Below are 18,348 nucleotides of genomic sequence, written 5' to 3' on the forward strand. Positions count from 1 at the left end.
GAACGATTGGAACTTTATGCCGGAATAGTTGGAACCAACGTACGGACAGGGTGGGAATTCTGCCCCGGATTATTCACTTTAGGGCATCCGCAATATCGAAAAGAATGTCTAGACTAAATTCCATCTCAGAATTTTCCGCCTCTATTTTGGATATGTACGACCTTGACTTGTCGATCTGTTCACTCAGGCTTTCTTGGGTTAGATTGCGAAGCTTGCGGTAAAACGCAACTTTGCGGCCAATTTCTCTATATTTTGCTAAATGTTTGCCTCTCATAATGCCTCACCTCACAAGAAATGGAACTGTCTAAAATTATAGAGGTGAAACAGTGAAATATCTGTACATAATATTTGACATTTTATTGCATAAATACTGAACAATATGGTATAATATGGGATATAATTTTGTACTGGTATCTTTGCCGGTGTTTTCTTAATGGAGGAATATGAGTTTATGGAGAGGATTAGCCAAAGGGTTGAAGCGTGGTTTAATCATGATAACAGGTTTTCCATGGTAACACCGCGAAACTCACCGGAGTATCTACAAAAGGAAACCAAGCTATGTGATAAAATACGAGAAGCGTCCGATGAGGTTGCTCGGCTTAATAAAGCGGGAATAGATACGACCGAAGCTCTCTGGCAACTGGAAATGGCATTAAGTGAGCTTTGGCGATTTAAGGGTAAAACCTTTATACCTTAACGATCTTAATCGGTAAGTGTACTGACGGCACAGCCTGTCCCTATTTACCAATGAATTATAAAAGCATGATGGAAAAAAAGAAAGGAATCTGCTCTTTTACTTATAGCAGTACTTTAAGGCAAGTTATCAGCTGGCAGTTTAAAACATTGGCTTATATATAGCTAAAGTAAAAAATGCAGGAATTTAGCTTGAAGCAAGGAATTGTAAAGATGGATACTCAGCTAAGATTTTTCCTGCTGGACAGATGAAAAAGAGAGTGATTTATTGAGTATGAAATATCATCTTCAATATGTGTCTGCGGTTTTACGTCATAAATGTTATGTTTTTCTGGAAGCTTGCAAATTGGGGATTCCCTGGCGGGGGCTGCTGCATGACTTTACTAAGTTTACGTCTGGTGAATGGGGGCCGCGGGTTCGGGCGATGCGGGCAGGCAATTTGCGTGGCGAAGATGGCTGTATAGATCTGAACCGGGCGAATGATGAGCTTGCTCTGTGCTGGCTGCGCCATTATCACCGCAATTCTCATCATTGGCAGCACTGGGTAGTTTGCCTTGATAATGGCACAGTCCGTCCGCTGCCTATGCCTGATGCAGACCGGCGCGAAATGCTGGCCGATTGGCTTGCTGTTTCCCGCCAGCCGGACCGGCTGGATATGATCCCCTGGTATCAGCAGAATAAGGAGCACTTGCTGCTTCATCCCGTTACAAGACAGTGGCTTGAACAAAAGCTGGGTCTATAAGAGGTGTAATGCTGTTGTGGTGACTTGATTTTACCTTTTGGACTGCAAACTGGTCCTTTTTTCTCTTAATTCAATTTGCGAAACTTATTGTACATTATCATAATAGAATATTTCAAAGTTAAGCAGACTGGCACCGTTTCTCATACGGTGCCAGTTTTGTTTTTAACTGAATTTGTCCAGAGTGAAATCACACAAGTTCTTCAAGAAGTATTCATAAGTAATTCATAATGACTTGTTATACTGAAACAAATCCAAAGTTACAAACAGCCCTCTGAGTGAGGAGGGCTGCTTGGCTTTAAAGCCAGGCAGTAGCTGGCAGTATATGTATTTGTACTGCTACATAAGGCCCCAGCAAGAGCTAGTACATTAATTTAAGGAGCATTCCTGTAATCAGTAAAAATAGGCTTTGAAAAAAGAGACGCCCGGCAATACAATAGCAATGTGCTGATCCGAGCAAAGAAAGGCACAAGGCAAAAGTATTGAGGAGGCATCTCACTATGAAGAATACACAAAACGAGAAGATTTTGCAAATCAAAAATGAAACGCTAGTGGTAGGAATCGATATCGGCAAAGAGACGCACTATGCCAGAGCCTTTGATAATCGGGGAGTCGAGCAAGCAAAATTGCTGCGGTTTAGCAACACAGCTCAGGGCTATGAAGCATTTGAGGGATGGATGCAAAATATTATGCAGCAAAAAGAGAAAACCGAGGCCATTGTAGGCTTTGAGCCAACAGGGCACTACTGGTTTACGCTAGGGGATTACCTAAGAGATAAAGGCTACAGGCTGGGTATAGTAAATCCTTTTCATGTCAAATGTACAAGAGAACTTGATGACAATAGCCAGACAAAAAGCGACCGCAAAGACCCGAAAACAATTGCCATGCTGATCAAAGACGGTCGATACCGTGACGTATATATTCCGGCTGATTTGTATCAAGAACTACGAGAAGCAGTATCTGAGCGCGAGCGCCTGCAAGAGCAGCTCATCGGAATCAGCAACCAAGTCGTCCGCTGGCTGGACATCCGCTTTCCAGAATTCACAAGCATATTCAAAGACTGGAGTGCCAAAACGGCCATAGCAACGCTCAAGCATATGCCAACGCCAGCAAAAGTGAGTGCAGTCGGAGCACAAGGCGTGATGAAAATATGGCAAGAGAACCTGAAGCGAAGTAGTCTGAAAAAAGCCGAACGATTGGTTCGAGCGGCCACTGAATCAATTGGGCGGACTGCTGGCAGCGAAGCAGCTGAAGCATCGCTGAAGAATCTGCTGCAACAGTATGAGATAATTACAACGCAGCGACAGCAAATAGAAGAGCTGATGGCAGAGCTATTGCTCAGGGTGCCTAATGCGGCAAAACTACTTGAGATTAAAGGTGTCGGAATGATGACGGCGGCTGTTATCGTCAGTGAAATTGGCGACATTCAGCGGTTTCAGGATCCGCGCCAGATTCAAAAAATGGCAGGCTTGAGCTTGAAAGAAAACAGTTCAGGTAAGCACAAAGGAAAAACTACCATAAGTAAGCGAGGAAGAAGGCGACTGCGCGAAGGCTTGTTCCGGGTGATGATACCGATATTAGCAACGAATGAAGAATTCAGAGTTATGCATCAGCGCAACTTGACGCGGGAAAAGAATCCGCTGAGTAAGATGCAATCAATAATCGCGCTTTGTGGTAAATTGGTGCGCGTACTCTACGCGTTACTGACCAAGGGATGTGCCTATGATGCAGCAAAAATGACTCAGGATATGCAACCGTCGATGAAAGCAGCGTAAGCCACTGGAGACACGCACAAAGTTGCGCGCAAAGCTGTCCGAGTGCCGCAACGGACAAGGGATCGCCGCAAAAAGATAGCAAGATACATTAATTGATTCATGAACAGTACATTGACAACGTAGAGCCGGGGCAGTCAAGTTGAATTTTACCTTTAGGGCACAGACCCAGCGTAGGAGCATGATTGACGTTCCATCTCCGGGATAGGCAGAACGAAGGAATTAGGCACAATGATGCCGTAAGACATGGGAGGTTTGCCGCCTGGAGCTGATGTGGAATCCCATAGGCCAGGATATGGAAAAAACGAAGCGGTTTATTTACCATACCCTAAAACACATCGCGACCAGTAAAGTTAAGTCTATCCGAGGAGCAGGTTCGATTTGTCCAATGTGAAATACTGCGATTGAACGAGATAAATGAAGAATTTCGTTAGACTATTAAGGGAGGATGAACAATGCGCAATATCTCAACGACTGGCATTATAAGAGCATTCGTAGTAGGCAGTATTATGCTCGCAACAAATTTACAGCCAGTCCTTGCAGCGGAACAGTCCTTAACCCTGCAAGAAATCGTAAACACCGCCATCAAAAGCAATCCGGCGGTAGCAGAAACCGAAAAAAGGTGGGAAGAAAAATTCAATCGCATTCCTGTTGCCACAGCACAACCCAATCTCAAAGTCGGTTTTATGAAAGACGATATTCCAACATCCAGTTTGAATCCCGGTGACGGCATGATGACCGAGTTTACTATCAGTCAGGAGTTTATGAACCCGTCTAAACTTAAGTTAATGGGTAAAATGGCAGAAAATGAAGCAAACATGAGCAAAACAAGCTGGGATGAAAAACAGGTCGCAGTCTATGTACAAGCAAAACAGGCCTATTATGACTACCTTTATTCTAAGCAAGCGCTGGCAATTGGCAAAGAGAGCCAGCAGCTTATGGGTCAGCTTGCGAAGCTGGCTCAAGTCAATTACTCAACAGGCATGGTGCCGCTTCAGGATACACTAAAAGCTCAGACTGAGTTTTCACAGATGACAATTGATCTGCTAAATATGGCGTCGATGGAAGCTGTGGCGAAAGCAAAGATTAACAACTTGATGGGACGCAGCACGAATACCGCTTTCGAAGTTAAAGAAGAATTTACAGCTCCGCCGCCCAATTTTGATTTGGCCGGCCTTATTAAAACCGCTACTGAAAGTAAGTCATCTGTGGTAGGGATGCAGTATCAAGCGGACATGGCCCAAAACGGGATTGATTTAGCCAAAAAACAAAAATTACCTGATTTTGAAGTCAGTTTAGGGTACAAGAAGAATAAGGAACCCATGATTGACGTAATGCCTATGAGCGGCATGGACCCGAAAATCATGGTTGAAGATCGCAAGCCTGCCTGGAGTATTGAAGTAATGGCAATGTTCCCTATTTGGCAAGGGAAAAATAAAGCCGAAATCAAAGCAGCGGAAGCCGGTTATGAAGCTTCGCAAGCTGCCCTTCAGAATATGAGGAATATGGCTGAACTTGACGTCCAAATGGCGCTTACCGAAGCCCAAACTAGCTGGCGTCAAATTGAACTATATGAGAGTACCATTGTTCCGCAGGCTGAACAGAGCTACCAGGCTGCGGTCGTTGGATATACCCATGGCAAAGCCGATTTTATGACTGTTCTGGACGGGGTTAATACGCTCCGTAATGCTAAATTGGGACTATATAAAGCTAAAGTGGATTATGAGAAAGCGGCGGCCAATCTGGAAAATGCAGTAGGGAAGCCTTTATTCACCAGTGGAACGCAGCCATAATGAGTAAACCGTAAAAGGAGAGGACAGCATGATCGAAACATTACAGACCAAAAAGAAACTTATTATTGGTGTGACTGCTGGCATTCTGGTAATTGGTGGTGTGGGCTACTACTATACTGCTCAACATAATGTACCGGCGGCTGTAGACCATACCGGCCACCAAACAAATGCCCCGGTTATGGCCATGGGAGATACCGTGACTTTGGACGCCAAGGCGCGGCAATTGGCTGGGGTGCAAACGGCGCAAGCGTTTGTTAAGCCGTTAACTAAAGAAACTAAAACCACCGGCAAGATTGCTATGAATGAAAACGGCCGGACCTACATCACTTCCCGGGTTGAAGGACGGATAGACCAGCTTTACGTAACCGCCGAAGGAGAAACGATTGCTCCCGGCCAGGCTATCGCCGCCGTATACAGCCCGACCTACATTGCGGCCCAGGAGGAATATTTATTGGCAATGGAAAATGTTCAAAAACTAAAAAATGCCAGTAAAGATATAGTCCAGATCAACAACCGCCTGTTAGAGGCTGCCCGGCGTAAACTGCAACTCTTGCATGTACCTGACAATGAAATCGCTCATCTGGAGCATACCAGACAACCCAAGGATCATATGACCATTTATGCTCAGTTTGGCGGAACCGTGCTGGAAAAACAAGTCCTGGCAGGTACCTTCATTATGCCCGGCGATAAAATGTATAGCCTGTCGGATTTATCTACCGTTTGGCTGTATGCGGATATTTACGAAAAAGACATAGCAGGAATAAAGCCGGGTCAGCCGGTCGTGGTAACTAGCGGCGCTTATCCGGGAGAAACCTTTAACGGACAGGTCACCTTTATTAACCCGATACTTGATGATGCAACCAGAACGGTTAAAGTACGGGTAGAAATGGCCAATCCCGTCGGCAAATTAAAACCTAACATGTTTGTTAACGCTATGATTCAAATACCTCTGGGAGACAGTCTGCTCATCCCGGAATCCAGTATTTTGGATACCGGCAGCCGTAAAATTGTCTTTGTCGCTCAAAGTGAAGATACCTTCATCAGACGCGATGTAGTCATAGGACAATATGCCGACGGTTATGTCCAAATCCTGTCCGGGCTGCAGCCTGGTGAAACCGTCGTTACAGCTGCTGCCTTCCTTATTGATTCCCAAACTAAATTAGGCAGCTTTGGCAGCCATGCCGGTCATGGCGGCGGGGGCGATGGTAAGGGAGCCGCAGCATCGGCACCGGCTGCCGGTAGCGCAGCGCCGGTCCCGGCGCCGGCCATACCTGGTGCTCCGGCTGACGCAGGCCAGCACAGCGGCCACAGCGGGCATTAAGGAGGACTGGCATGCTAAATAAAATAATCGAGTTTTCCCTGAAAAACCGAATGATTGTCCTGGTGTTAACCGCACTGGTTATTGTATGGGGAATCTTTGTCATACGTGATACCCCGATTGATGCTTTTCCTGATCTTAGTGAGAACCAAGTGCTTGTTTCAGCCGACTGGATGGGCCGGGGACCGCAGGAAATCCAGGATCAGGTCACCTATCCCCTGGAGACGGCCTTGCGGGGACTGCCGAATGTTAAACAAGTACGGTCAGCTTCATCTTTTGGCATGTCACTGATAACAGTTATTTTTGAAGACGGAGTAGATCCCTACTTTGCCCGCCAAGTGGTAAATGAAAAAGTGCAGCAGGCTATTCCCCGTCTGCCAAGCGGTGTGCAGCCAGCTTTAGGCCCAGTCAGCACCCCGATGGGACAAGTCTTTATGTATACCGTGGAAAGTGATCGCCACAATCTTGCTGAATTACGCACCATTCAGGATTTTACCATCAAGCAACAACTGGGCGCTGTGCCCGGAGTAGCCGAAGTTGCCAGTATTGGCGGTTATGTAATGCAGTATCAGATCAATCTTGATCCGCAGCTCCTGCAAAGCTACCGGGTTACTTTTAATCAGGTAATTGGGGCGCTTAACGCTAACAATGCCAATATTGGGGCGAAAGTTGTCGAACAAAACGGTCAGGAATATATCATTCGCGGGCTGGGATTAATCGAGTCCATTGATGATATTAAGAATGTTGTTATTACCCAAAACAACAATGTCCCCATATATATCAAAGATGTAGCCGGTGTAACTGCAGGCCCGGATTTTCGCCGGGGTGTGCTGACCAAATCCGGTTATGAGGCGGCCGGGGGGATTGTTATTCAGCGCATGGGCGAGAATACGCTGAACGTCATTGACCAAGCGAAAGCCAAGATAGCAGAAATTCAGCCAACCTTACCGGAAGGTATGCGGATTGTACCCTTTTATGATCAGACTGACCTGGTGAAAAAAGCAGTTAATACACTAACGCGGGCGCTGATTGAAGAGTTTATTTTAGTGTCTATCATTGTTATCGCCTTTTTAGGGAATGTCCGGTCCAGCCTGATTGTTACCAGCGCCATTCCAATTGGTATTTTGATTGCGCTGATTGCCATGAAACAGATTCACCTATCGGCCAATTTAATGTCACTTGGCGGTATTGCTATCGGCATTGGCGTTATGACAGACGCGGCCATTGTTATGGTGGAAAACATTTACCGGCATCTAGCCGAGGATCGCGGCCGGCGGAGTATTATTGACGTGACGCTGGAAGCGGCTAAAGAGGTGGCCATACCCATCTTCTTTTCCATCACCATTATTATCGTCACCTTCCTGCCGGTATTTACCATGACAGGTACCGAAGGCAAGATGTATACCCCCATGGCCTGGGCTAAAAGCTTTGCCATGACCGGCTCATTGTTACTGGCATTCACCTTGGTGCCGGTGCTCTGCACTTTTCTGCTTAGAGGTAAGGTTCAGGAAAAAGACACCTGGATTGTTGCCAGAATGCATCAATGGTACACGCCTGCGTTGAAGTCAGTACTAAAGCACAGCAAAACTACTATTGTTATTGCCGTAATTGTAATGATAGCCGGATTCTCACTCTTACCGCTCCTTGGTACCACTTTTATGCCGGTTTTAGATGAAGGGACATTCCTGGTTATGCCGACCATGCTGCCTAGTGTATCACTCACGGAAGCGTTGGAATCGGCAAAGACCATGGACAAAGTCATCATGGAGATTCCGGAAATCGATATGTCGGTCGGCAAGGTGGGTCGAGCCGAGTCGGCAATGGACCCGGCGCCAATCAGTATGATTGAAACTATTGTCACCCTAAAGCCCAAAGAGCAGTGGCGGCCAGGTATGACCAAGGAGGCGATTGAACAGGAAATGATGGTCAAACTGGCCAACATCCCCGGACTCAACTTAGCCTTTACTCAGCCGATTGCCGGCCGGTTGTCCATGCTGACCACCGGGGTTCGCACCGAACTTGGTATTAAGCTTTACGGAGAAGACCTTAAGGTGCTTCAGCAAAAGGCCTTTGACATTGAAACGGCATTGGGAGCAGTACCCGGTGTCAGCGATTTACTGGCCGAAAGAGTCTTTGGTGCCAGCTATTTAGAAATTCAGGTTAACCGGGAAAAAGCAGCCAGGTATGGTCTTAACATCGCCGACGTTGAAGATGCTATCGAATTAGCGGTAGGCGGCAAAACTGCCACAACCACTATTGAAGGGCGCAAGCGCTTTGACGTTCTTGTACGGTACAACAGGGAAAACCGCGAAACCATTGATGCCATGCAAAACATCCTCGTTCCTGTAACCGGTGGCGGCACTGCTGCGGCCTCAACATCACCAGGCGGTATGGGCGGTATGAGCGGCGGCGAAGCCACTGCCGCGGCTGCTCCGGCGACCGGTGCCTATGTGCCTCTCGGTGAAGTCGCTCAATTCCAGGTAGTGGACGGACCATCCATGATTAGCAGTGAAAATGGAGTCTATTGGATGAGCGTTCAGATGAATACCCGGGGGCGGGACGTCGTTGGCTTTGTTAATGAAGCCAATCAAGTTATTAAAGAAAAAGTTGACTTTCCCCCTGGGTATTCCATGAAATGGACCGGCCAGTATGAGAACCAGCAACGGGCAAAAGACCGGCTGATGATAGTGGTACCGGCAGTCATTGTGCTCACCTTTTTCTTACTGTATATGGCCTTCAACTCTGCCAGTGATGCCTTGCTCATTCTAATGAACATTCCGTTTTCTTTAGTGGGCGGTATTGTAGCCATGTACGCTACCGGTACCTACCTTACGGTTGCGGCAGCTGTCGGCTTTATTGCGCTCTTCGGGATTGCGGTCCAAAATGGGGTGATCATGGTGACCTATATCAAACACCTGCGGGATCACCGCTCGCTGGAAGAAGCCATTATGGAGGGCGCATTCACCCGGCTAAGGCCGGTCATGATTACGGCACTGGTCGCAAGTCTCGGCTTATTCCCGTTGCTCTTTGCCACCGGCACCGGTGCCGAGGTACAGCGGCCGATGGCTACAGTAGTTGTTGGCGGCTTGATTACCTCCACAATTTTGACCCTGCTCGTATTGCCTTGTATCTATCTGGTCTGGAATCAATGGCGTGAGCGCAAAAACCCTCCCGTATCTGATACCTTCAATACGTAAACGGGACATTATATACAAATAATATAGTTTTTAGGGAGATGACATTATGAACAAAGTGGTATCAAAATTAGTTATTGCTTTATTGCTGGGTACGTTTGTGGCAACATCCGGAGTGAGTTCCGCACTGGTATTGGCTGAACAAGCCAATACCCAACAAGATCATCAACAAGTACCGTCTGCAGAAAGTGGCAACAACCAGTCAAACGAGCATTCCGGTCACCATTAGAACTTGCTTGCGAGCGGCTCACACGTGATTGTCCTTTGTGTAGTCCCCAAAAAAACAAACAGTCAGCCTTGTTGGGCTGGCTGTTTTGCTGCACTTGGTTTACTATGTTTAGAGATGGGATAAAAATTTATTTGCCTGGCTGCCAGGTACGCAATACGGTAATATTTTTTTAAAGGCTTGACATAGTATGAGGCAAGGTAGTATATTTAAAATATTATATGTGTATATACACTAATAATTAATTACAGTGAAAGACGGATAGCTTGCTGCTGAATTTGTAGAGCTTAGTCTGGGCAACATTCGTGTGTCCGGCAAATGCTGGCGAAGAGAGAAAACGGTACTTGCTTCAGGGATGGTGCCAGGGAAAGAGGCACAAGAAGCTAGCCGGCTGGTAGTACAATGTTTTGCGTGTATATGCACACAAATTTAATACGAATGTTAGTAAGCCAGTACATTCACGAAAAGAAAGGACGATATTGCAATGACAATTCACAAAAAACACTCCGGCACATTGGCGGGAGGCAGGTCTGCGAAGGTGGCAGAGAGAAGTTTCCAAGATGGGGCAAGTAAGTTTGGGCCAGGCTGTACCGGTTATCAAAGCAAGGTGAATACAAATGTAATTGGGCTGGTATCTTCTGACTTTGCCATGCTGGAAACAGCAGAGGATTACTGTAAATATCTGCCGAATATTAATATTTTGTTTTACTAGATATAGCAGCGTAAGCGTTGTTGCCGCTTTAACCTGTGAGAAGATGCATAATACAGGGATTACGGGGGAGGAATTTATCTGGAAAAGACTAATTACCGTGTCGCCCTTGATAAGGGTTGGGAGGATTTAAAACTCAAAGATCCTGCTGAAGTTGCCGAGATCATGCAGGTAGCTTACCTTAGTGACAGACAGCAGTTTATTGTCCCGTTTTTTAATGAAAAGGTTATTGTCGACTGCAGCCGGCAAACCATTTATAATGCGGCAGATGGCTTGGTTCCCGGCATCGGTGCGCGTATGCTCATCCTGCATTATCTTACCTTTTTTGCATCCAGGCAAGAACCTGTCTGCAAGTGGGTCAGCCTTAAGGAAATACCTGGCGGCGGCATGCTTTTCTATCCCGCTTTCTATAAAGATTCCATCCGCGGTCTCATTAAAGCCTTTGGCCGGCAGTCGGCACTCCTCTTGGCCTGCGCCAAACAGATGGGCGGCCAGCCGGCCGGGTTTGGCACTGCCTCCGCTGTTTTCCAGGTATTTCCCAAGATTCCGCTGTGTGTGATTATCTGGGAGGGAGACGAAGAAGTTCCGGCAAACGCCACAGTTTTATTTGACCCGTCTATCGAACATTTCCTGCATATTGAGAGTGTTATCGGCGTTGGCAGCTATCTTGCCAACAAACTGATTAAATTAGCCGGCATGGACATGGTGCCTGGTAACTAAAGGAGACATATATGGAAGTCAATTCAACCAGGGCAGCATGGGTGATCATGCTAAGTTCAGCTGCAATTTTGGCGATTACCATGGGTGCCAGACAATCGGTGGGGCTTTTTGTTTCACCAATCGATACAACAACCGGCTTAGGTATTGTTTCCATTAGCTTTGCTCTCGCTGTAGGGCAGTTTATATGGGGGTTGGCGCAGCCTGTTTTTGGCGCGATTGCTGACAAAAGAGGTTCTTATGGAGTGATTGTCTTTGGCACTTTCCTGCTTGCAGGAGGCTTAGCCCTTACTCCTTTCGCTAATTCAGAGTGGTCGCTGGTGTTAACTATGGGTGTTTTAAGTGCGGCAGGAGCCGGTGCGGGGAGCTTTTCCATACTCATTGGTGCTACCTCGCAGCGGATACCTGCCGAACGCCGGGCTTTTGCCGGCGGTTTTATCAATGCGGGAGGCTCGTTAGGCCAATTTATCTTTGCTCCTTTACTCCAGGCCGTTATTAGTGGATTTGGCTGGGTTGCCGCCATGTTTACCATGGCGGCAACAACCCTGCTTACCATTCCTCTGGCCTCACTGCTATGCGGCAAACGGGCACCTGCAATGGCGGTGGCAGCAGAACAGCCAGCCGGGGGGTTGGTACAGCAATTACGGCTGGCGATGCAGGACCGAAGCTATCTGTGCCTGCATGCAGGATTTTTTACCTGCGGCTTTCACATTGCCTTTCTGGTGACTCATTTGCCGGGAGAAGTTGCGTTATGCGGGCATTCGGCCAATGTATCGGCGGCCTCGTTAGCTATAATCGGCTTGTTTAATATAGCAGGTAGTTTATTTGCCGGCTCACTGGGCTCACGCTACCGGATGAAGTATATACTTGCTGTTATGTACGGCAGTCGCGCTGTAATGATCGGACTATATCTCCTGGCTCCCAAAACGGCTTTGACATTTTATATCTTCGCTGCATCGCTTGGGTTTACATGGCTGGCGACAGTACCGCCAACCGCCGGTCTTGTGGGAAAATTGTTCGGAACACGATATTTGGCTACCCTTTTCGGCTTGACGCTCTTGACCCATCAGATTGGCGGTTTTTTAGGTGCCTGGCTGGGGGGTCTTGCCATGGCGCATGATGGTAATTTCCTCTGGATGTGGTATGTGGATATTGTGCTGGCAGCTTTAGCGGCACTGGTTAACCTGCCGATTCGCGAGGACGCTGTACTTCCCCCAAAGGTTAAATGAAAAGGTAACTTCAAGAATCGATCAAAGCATTGAGAATGCAAGGCTAAGGTCAATTCAGTTTATTTACGAAAGAGAAAAAAATCTGGTATAATGCCATTAAAGAGATTAATTTTCCTGTTTTTACACAGGGAAAACAGACATCTGAAACAGCGTGCAAAACTCAGTTCCACATGTCGTTTTCGTGCAAGACTAAATTCGGCAGTGGATTTTCCTGTATGATGAGTGTTATTTTAAGAGTGAGGGTTTTAGAGTAACCTCGTCCGGAGGAATTGCAACTAGTTTCAGAAGTTCATGCAATTTTGGATTTAACAGCAAAAGAGACAGCCTGAACGGAGTGCAACCGTTCAGGCTGTCTCTTGCTTCACTGTTGATGTGGTTCATTAAACGAGTAGCATCACGCTGGTTATAAGTATCTAGGCTTTGCCCTTTGGGAATGACATAGCGCAGGTATTCATGGTTCTTCTCAAGCATCCCTTTCTGCCAGGAACTGTTTGGATTACAGTAAAAGATGCTTGTCCGACTTACGCCGTGACGATCGTATTCTAAGCGTTGCGGATTTTGAAACTCAGTTCCGTTGTCGGTAAGGATGAGCGGGAAAAGTTCCTGAAAGATTTGGATCCCCAGCTTTTCTGAAAGGGTATCAAAGACTTCGATGACGCATTCCTGCGTTTTTTCTGGGATAACAAAGATAAGCATCAGGGAACAGTTTCGGAAAAATAAAGTTAAAAAAGCCTGCTTACTATTCCCGCGTCCGCCCTCCACAGTGTCCATCTCGACCACCAGAGAAGAAGGAGCTTTTTTCATTAGGGCACAGAAATCGTCATACGTACGGTTGATGCGGAATTCTCTGGCCGAGAGGCTCACTCGGGTTGCTTTCTTCCGTTCTTTGCATTGATAACGGACGCGGCGTCTTAAATCAATATTTCTTGCGGTAAAGACTCCTTGATCGATGTAATTGTAAAGTGTTCTGCGGCAGCAAGGAATCTCATGTCCGTGATGGGCATAAATGTGAGCCAGAGATTGCCCTTGCTTTAATAAAGGTGAAATGAGGTCATTGAGCAGGGCGATGTCGGCCGGAGACTGGTTAATTCCACTGCGGCAGGAAACCAGAAGATCCTGGGCTGCTTCATCTGCCTGCTGAGCGGAATAGAAGGCATGCTGAAGCGAGCAGCGTTTAACCTTAGAGCAAGCATTACAGACATAAGGTGCTTTCTGGATTTTAGAGCAGACGGTAGCTGCGTAATCGGGGCAGATTTCATGACAATCAGCCTCACGCGAGGGATCATAACAGGTCTTGCAGAGTTTAACACAGTCCTTTTTGTCACAGAGAAAACGAAGCTGACAGCTTTTTTTAAAAAGACAGGGAAGCTTTTTGGCAGAACATTCCCTCTCGGGAAAGTAGCGGTATTTTTTGATTTCCTTAGCCACAGTACTGGGATGTTTAGTGATTTTTCTAGCAATAGAAGCTAGAGATTCACCGTCCAATAACCCTTTCTCAATCTTAATGCGATGGGTGGTTGTCAAATGTTTGCCATCATAATTAGTTTTAGCCATAATGACCTCCTAGCTTGAGGAGGAATCCACTGCCTATTCATTGTACCAAAAAGTAGTGCAAGACTAACATCATGAAACACGAATTTACCCTTACAATCACGAAGTTACCTTTTCATTTTACGGTACTTCCCCCAAAAAATGCTTGACATGGACTGGGCTCCAAGTGCTAGATTAGATTTAGGGAAATCCGGGGGTTGATAACTTTGTGACAGGGAGGTTAGTATGGAATATCGGGTTTTAGGGAGAACTGGGATTAAAGTAAGTACCATTGGTCTTGGCGGCGGCGGACTTGAAAATATAGACGCTGTGGCTTGTGAAGCAATTATTGATTGTGCCTTTGCTGAAGGCGTTAATTTTCTTGATATATACAATTCCAATCCGGAAGTCAGAAGTAATGTTGGCAAAGCGTTAAGCAAATATCCCCGGGACAGTTTTGTTATTCAGGGGCATCTGTGTTCTGTCTGGGATAACGGACAATACCGGCGCACCAGGGATTTTAATGAAGTTGTCGGTGCATTTGAAGATTTTTTACGCAGAATGCAGTTAGACTATGTTGATATCGGCATGTTGCATTATGTGGATGATCAAAAAGATTTTGATAACATCTTTACGGGAGAAATAATCACATATGCCAAAGAGTTAAAGGCAAAAGGAGTTATTAAATCGTTAGGAATATCAACACATAATCCGGATATTGCTTTTAGTGCAGTGGAAACAGGACTCATTGATGTAATTTTATTTAGCATCAATGCGGCTTATGATATGTTGCCAGCTAATGAGGATGTAAATATCCTGTTTGAAGAAAGTACTTTTAAAGACCGGATTTATGAAGGCATTGACCCCAAGCGTAATAGATTATACCAAACTTGCAGCAATGCGGGTGTCGCTTTAACTGTTATGAAGGGATATGCTGCCGGAGTGCTGTTCAGTGACCAGGCATCTCCTTTTGCCAAAGCACTGACCCCGGTGCAATGCTTACATTACTGTTTAACCAGACCGGCAGTGGCATCCGTAATGGTTGGCGTGGCTAATCTGCAGGAAATATTGGCAGCAACTGCCTACAACACTGCAAGCAATAAAGAAAAGGATTATAGTGAAGTTCTTGTGAGTGCACCAAGAAGTACCTTACACGGACACTGTATGTATTGCGGACATTGTGCCCCCTGCCCGGAAAAAATTGATATTGCATTAGTAAATAAATATTTGGATTTAGCTTTAATTCAAGCCGATGTGCCGGAAACAGTGAAGAATCATTATGCCGTACTGGATCATCATGCACATGAATGTATAGCATGCGGGTCATGTATGAAGAACTGTCCTTTTGCTGTAAATGTTATAGACAAAATGAAACAGGCGGTTAAACTTTTTGGTCATTAAACATCAGGCAGGCGCGGAATTATCAAGGAGTGCGCTTGATGTGTACCATGTGTATCGGTGCAGTGAAAAAGAAAGCAAAAGCAAAAGCCTTTCAGGGTAGGATGAAAAAAGACCTTGGGAGGTTTTTGCATGTATAAGTTTTGTATGGCGGCCGGCAGGCCGACATATCCTTAAAAGCTCCTAATCAGGAGTTATTTTACTTATGGGGTATGTAAGTAATCCTTAGTCCGGCTTAGCGCTCATTTTCAGGCTATATGTTCCTTAATCCTCCTTGCAAGGACAATTTAATCGGAGTAGAATAAAGTCATCTTATATTATGTCAATTCAATATTTTCATTTTATTCACGCTTTCTTTGGTGCAGCAGTAACTAAAAATAGGGTAAGGAAAGGGATGATACTATGGCATTTCAACTTGGAGGGGCCGCTCTAGTCTTTATTGCAGTTTCGTTATTTGTACTAAACTTAGTTCACGTATCTGGCATAATTTAGTTGCTGAGAGACATGGTGAATTGACAAATATATATGGCGAAGAAAAACCATCATCCTTTTGGATGGTGGTTTTTCTTTTCTTCGGCTTCTCCTATTTCTTTAACCCTGTACCGGTTAAAGGGACGACAATAGTAAGTTTGTTGTCAGATTGTCCCTGAAAATAGTGCAGCATGCCGGCGACGGCCACGCCGGCAGTGGCTTCGACATAAATGCCCATATTACCAAGCATTTGCTGAGCTTGTATTACCCTTTCGTCATCGACGGTAATAACATCGCCATTGCTGTCTTTAACGGCGGCTATCATCTCATCAATTCTCCTGGGTTTTCCAACAGCGATGCCTTCGGCGACAGTTGGTGTTATTTCCTTATTTGGCTGGTTTTTAAATTTGCTGTACACAGGCGCACAGTTCTCACTTTGCACGGCAATGATACGGGGGAGTTTCCCCAGTTCTTTAAAACCGATATATACCCCCAGCAGCATAGTGCCGTTACCGGCAGGCACAACGATATAGTCGGGTATGCCGACTTGCTCATAGATTTCATAGGCAAGCGACTTAGTTCCTTCGAAAAACAATGGATTATAAACGTGGGAAGCATAGTAGGTTTTCTCGGCTGCTTTCAGGGTTGCTGCCGCCACGTCATCACGTGTTCCCGGAATCTTAACGATATTGGCTTTATAGGCACTAATCTGTTTAATCTTGCCTGCCGATGTATTTTCCGGCAAATAGATATTGCAGGTAATGCCGGCTGCCGCACAATAACCGGCGAAAGCTGCCCCGGCATTACCGGAAGAATCCTCAACCACTTCGGTGATACCTAACTCCTTGAGCATATTAATTGTAACCAAAGCCCCCCGGTCTTTAAAGGAACCGGTGGGATTCATATAATCAAGCTTTAAATTAACCTCTATGTTCTCCAGCTTGCGTTTTACAACCGGAGTCACAACCTCTCCCAGGGACACCGCTTTGGGAATTACTTCTTCTTTTGCTTTATAGAGCTTAAAAAGTCCCCCGCATTCACATTGATACGCAAGGCCACTAATGGGATATACCTTTTTACAATCAGAACAATAAAAATGCATGAACGCCCACCCCTTCTACATAAGTATGTTGAACACTCCTGTATCTATCATAATATAATTGGGAAAAATAAAAACTATAAATGTAATAAATATATGAATTTATCTGAAAATACGGTATCATTTTGTTAACAGGAAAATGTAGCTGTGCAGTCATCCCGTTAACTCACGAATCGCGAGGAGGGGTTATCATGAAAACGGTTGCTATTGCCGGAACGTTCGATTCCAAAAGTCTTGAGTTTGCTTATCTGCAAGAAATCATTCACAGCCTGGGCTTGAAGACCTTCATGATTCATACAGGGGTATTTGAGTCAAAACTGGCGGCAGATGTTTCGAATGAAGACATTGCCCGCGTTGTGGGAGCCGATATTAAAACCATCGCGGCTAACAAAGACCGAGCGCTGGCAACCGATGTACTCTCCCGGGGGTTGGAGAAATTGCTTCCCCAGCTGTATGCGGCAGGTAAGTTTGACGGCGTAATTTCCTGTGGCGGGAGCGGCGGGACCTCTCTGGTCACTCCCGGCATGCGGGCTCTGCCGATCGGTGTGCCGAAAGTTATGGTTTCAACCGTAGCGGCAGGCGATGTATCCATGTACGTGGGAACCAGTGATATTTTTATGTATCCCTCCATTGTGGATGTTGCCGGCTTAAATTCTATCTCAACGAAAATCTTTGCCAATGCGGCACTGGCTATCGCGGGAATGGTAAAATTTGAAGTAAATAAAGCGATTGAAAAGAACCCTCTGATTGCCGCTTCCATGTTCGGGGTGACGACGCCTTGTGTAGATCAGGCCAGAGAATATCTCGAGCAGCAAGGTTATGAGGTTTTAATCTTCCATGCGACAGGAACCGGCGGTAAAGCCATGGAAGGTTTGATTAAAGACGGTTATATTGAAGGCGTTTTTGACATTACCACAACAGAGTGGTGTGATGAGCTCATGGGGGGCAACATGGCAGCCGGAGATAAAAGACTGGAAGCCGCCGCCCTAAATCAAATACCGCAAGTTGTTTCTGTCGGCGCTTTGGATATGGTGAATTTCGGGCCCATTAGCACCGTTCCGGGCAAATATAACGGGCGTAATTTTTATAAACACAATCCTACGGTGACCTTGATGCGCACCACGGTTGAGGAAAATAGGCAGCTGGGACTGATGATTGCCGAAAAACTAAATATGTGTACAGCCAAAGCGGCGTTATTGCTGCCGTTGCAGGGGGTCTCCATGATTGATTCCCCCGGTCAGCCCTTCTATGGCCCGGAAGAGGATGCCATGTTATTTAAAACGCTCAAAGACAATATTACCAATCCACTTGTTGAAATTATCGAAATCAATGCGAATATCAATGATATTGAGTTTTCCACAGCGGCCGCGCAAAAATTAATTGAACTAGTAACAGAAAAACACAGGTAGGAGCATTCCTGTAATCAGTAAAAATAGGCTTTGAAAAAAGAGACGCCCGGC

The 18,348-nt window shown here is 46.0% G+C and carries 15 protein-coding genes; 12 read left to right on the forward strand and 3 right to left on the reverse strand.

Annotated elements, in window-relative coordinates; all coding sequences use genetic code 11:
- Nucleotides 1-73: 73 nt before the first annotated feature.
- A complete protein-coding gene (locus tag GT1_RS17165; RefSeq protein WP_188399726.1) occupies nucleotides 74-274 on the reverse strand; it encodes a helix-turn-helix domain-containing protein in 201 nt (66 codons plus the stop codon).
- Between the two features lie 159 nt (nucleotides 275-433).
- Here GT1_RS17165 and GT1_RS17170 point away from each other — a divergent pair, with 159 nt between their 5' ends.
- From GT1_RS17170 to GT1_RS17215, 10 genes are all read left to right on the forward strand, one after another.
- Nucleotides 434-697, forward strand: a complete 264-nt coding sequence (locus GT1_RS17170; protein ID WP_223226330.1) for a hypothetical protein — start codon at nucleotides 434-436, stop codon at nucleotides 695-697.
- A 270-nt stretch (nucleotides 698-967) separates the two neighbouring features.
- Nucleotides 968-1,435 (forward strand): DUF5662 family protein, encoded by a 468-nt coding sequence (locus GT1_RS17175; RefSeq protein WP_188399728.1) that lies wholly within the window; start codon nucleotides 968-970, stop codon nucleotides 1,433-1,435.
- Nucleotides 1,436-1,932: 497 nt separating this feature from the next.
- A complete protein-coding gene (locus GT1_RS17180) occupies nucleotides 1,933-3,207 on the forward strand; it encodes an IS110 family transposase (protein ID WP_188399729.1) in 1,275 nt (424 codons plus the stop codon).
- Nucleotides 3,208-3,659: 452 nt separating this feature from the next.
- Nucleotides 3,660-4,997, forward strand: coding sequence for a TolC family protein (locus GT1_RS17185; RefSeq protein WP_188399730.1), 1,338 nt, complete (start codon nucleotides 3,660-3,662; stop codon nucleotides 4,995-4,997).
- Between the two features lie 28 nt (nucleotides 4,998-5,025).
- Entirely contained in the window at nucleotides 5,026-6,318 is a 1,293-nt protein-coding gene (locus GT1_RS17190; protein WP_188399731.1) for an efflux RND transporter periplasmic adaptor subunit, read from the forward strand.
- A gap of 11 nt (nucleotides 6,319-6,329) precedes the next feature.
- Nucleotides 6,330-9,512: an efflux RND transporter permease subunit gene (locus tag GT1_RS17195; protein WP_188399732.1), complete on the forward strand. Its 3,183-nt coding sequence runs from the start codon at nucleotides 6,330-6,332 to the stop codon at nucleotides 9,510-9,512.
- A gap of 46 nt (nucleotides 9,513-9,558) precedes the next feature.
- Nucleotides 9,559-9,738, forward strand: a complete 180-nt coding sequence (locus GT1_RS17200) for a hypothetical protein (protein ID WP_188399733.1) — start codon at nucleotides 9,559-9,561, stop codon at nucleotides 9,736-9,738.
- Between the two features lie 535 nt (nucleotides 9,739-10,273).
- Complete coding sequence (locus GT1_RS17205) at nucleotides 10,274-10,447, forward strand: hypothetical protein (RefSeq protein ID WP_188399734.1); 174 nt, start codon at nucleotides 10,274-10,276, stop codon at nucleotides 10,445-10,447.
- 78 nt (nucleotides 10,448-10,525) lie between these two features.
- On the forward strand, nucleotides 10,526-11,164 hold the full coding sequence (locus GT1_RS17210) for a DUF3786 domain-containing protein (protein ID WP_223226335.1): 639 nt from the start codon (nucleotides 10,526-10,528) through the stop codon (nucleotides 11,162-11,164).
- An 11-nt stretch (nucleotides 11,165-11,175) separates the two neighbouring features.
- Nucleotides 11,176-12,390 carry an MFS transporter gene (locus GT1_RS17215; protein WP_188399736.1) on the forward strand — a complete coding sequence of 405 codons (1,215 nt, stop codon included), beginning with the start codon at nucleotides 11,176-11,178 and terminating at the stop codon, nucleotides 12,388-12,390.
- A 225-nt stretch (nucleotides 12,391-12,615) separates the two neighbouring features.
- On the opposite strand, the gene GT1_RS17220 is transcribed toward GT1_RS17215, so the two are convergent.
- Nucleotides 12,616-13,944, reverse strand: coding sequence for an IS30 family transposase (locus GT1_RS17220; RefSeq protein WP_188399737.1), 1,329 nt, complete (start codon nucleotides 13,942-13,944; stop codon nucleotides 12,616-12,618).
- A 222-nt stretch (nucleotides 13,945-14,166) separates the two neighbouring features.
- Here GT1_RS17220 and GT1_RS17225 point away from each other — a divergent pair, with 222 nt between their 5' ends.
- Complete coding sequence (locus tag GT1_RS17225; RefSeq protein ID WP_188399738.1) at nucleotides 14,167-15,321, forward strand: aldo/keto reductase; 1,155 nt, start codon at nucleotides 14,167-14,169, stop codon at nucleotides 15,319-15,321.
- Nucleotides 15,322-15,901: 580 nt separating this feature from the next.
- On the opposite strand, the gene GT1_RS17230 is transcribed toward GT1_RS17225, so the two are convergent.
- Entirely contained in the window at nucleotides 15,902-16,891 is a 990-nt protein-coding gene (locus GT1_RS17230) for a pyridoxal-phosphate dependent enzyme (protein WP_188399739.1), read from the reverse strand.
- Between the two features lie 188 nt (nucleotides 16,892-17,079).
- Between GT1_RS17230 and GT1_RS17235 the strand changes: the two genes are divergently transcribed.
- Nucleotides 17,080-18,297: a Tm-1-like ATP-binding domain-containing protein gene (locus GT1_RS17235; protein ID WP_188399740.1), complete on the forward strand. Its 1,218-nt coding sequence runs from the start codon at nucleotides 17,080-17,082 to the stop codon at nucleotides 18,295-18,297.
- The last annotated feature ends 51 nt before the right edge of the window (nucleotides 18,298-18,348 follow it).

The sequence above is a fragment of the Sporomusa sp. GT1 genome, assembly GCF_014634905.1.
Classification (GTDB): Bacteria; Bacillota; Negativicutes; order Sporomusales; family Sporomusaceae; genus Sporomusa; species Sporomusa sphaeroides.

Bases quoted from the DNA above. Each gene is read 5' to 3' on its own strand.
- GT1_RS17165 (WP_188399726.1), bottom strand. From the start codon at position 274: ATGAGAGGCAAACATTTAGCAAAATATAGAGAAATTGGCCGCAAAGTT.
- GT1_RS17170 (WP_223226330.1), top strand. From the start codon at position 434: ATGGAGGAATATGAGTTTATGGAGAGGATTAGCCAAAGGGTTGAAGCG.
- GT1_RS17175 (WP_188399728.1), top strand. From the start codon at position 968: ATGAAATATCATCTTCAATATGTGTCTGCGGTTTTACGTCATAAATGT.
- GT1_RS17180 (WP_188399729.1), top strand. From the start codon at position 1,933: ATGAAGAATACACAAAACGAGAAGATTTTGCAAATCAAAAATGAAACG.
- GT1_RS17185 (WP_188399730.1), top strand. From the start codon at position 3,660: ATGCGCAATATCTCAACGACTGGCATTATAAGAGCATTCGTAGTAGGC.
- GT1_RS17190 (WP_188399731.1), top strand. From the start codon at position 5,026: ATGATCGAAACATTACAGACCAAAAAGAAACTTATTATTGGTGTGACT.
- GT1_RS17195 (WP_188399732.1), top strand. From the start codon at position 6,330: ATGCTAAATAAAATAATCGAGTTTTCCCTGAAAAACCGAATGATTGTC.
- GT1_RS17200 (WP_188399733.1), top strand. From the start codon at position 9,559: ATGAACAAAGTGGTATCAAAATTAGTTATTGCTTTATTGCTGGGTACG.
- GT1_RS17215 (WP_188399736.1), top strand. From the start codon at position 11,176: ATGGAAGTCAATTCAACCAGGGCAGCATGGGTGATCATGCTAAGTTCA.
- GT1_RS17220 (WP_188399737.1), bottom strand. From the start codon at position 13,944: ATGGCTAAAACTAATTATGATGGCAAACATTTGACAACCACCCATCGC.
- GT1_RS17225 (WP_188399738.1), top strand. From the start codon at position 14,167: ATGGAATATCGGGTTTTAGGGAGAACTGGGATTAAAGTAAGTACCATT.
- GT1_RS17230 (WP_188399739.1), bottom strand. From the start codon at position 16,891: ATGCATTTTTATTGTTCTGATTGTAAAAAGGTATATCCCATTAGTGGC.
- GT1_RS17235 (WP_188399740.1), top strand. From the start codon at position 17,080: ATGAAAACGGTTGCTATTGCCGGAACGTTCGATTCCAAAAGTCTTGAG.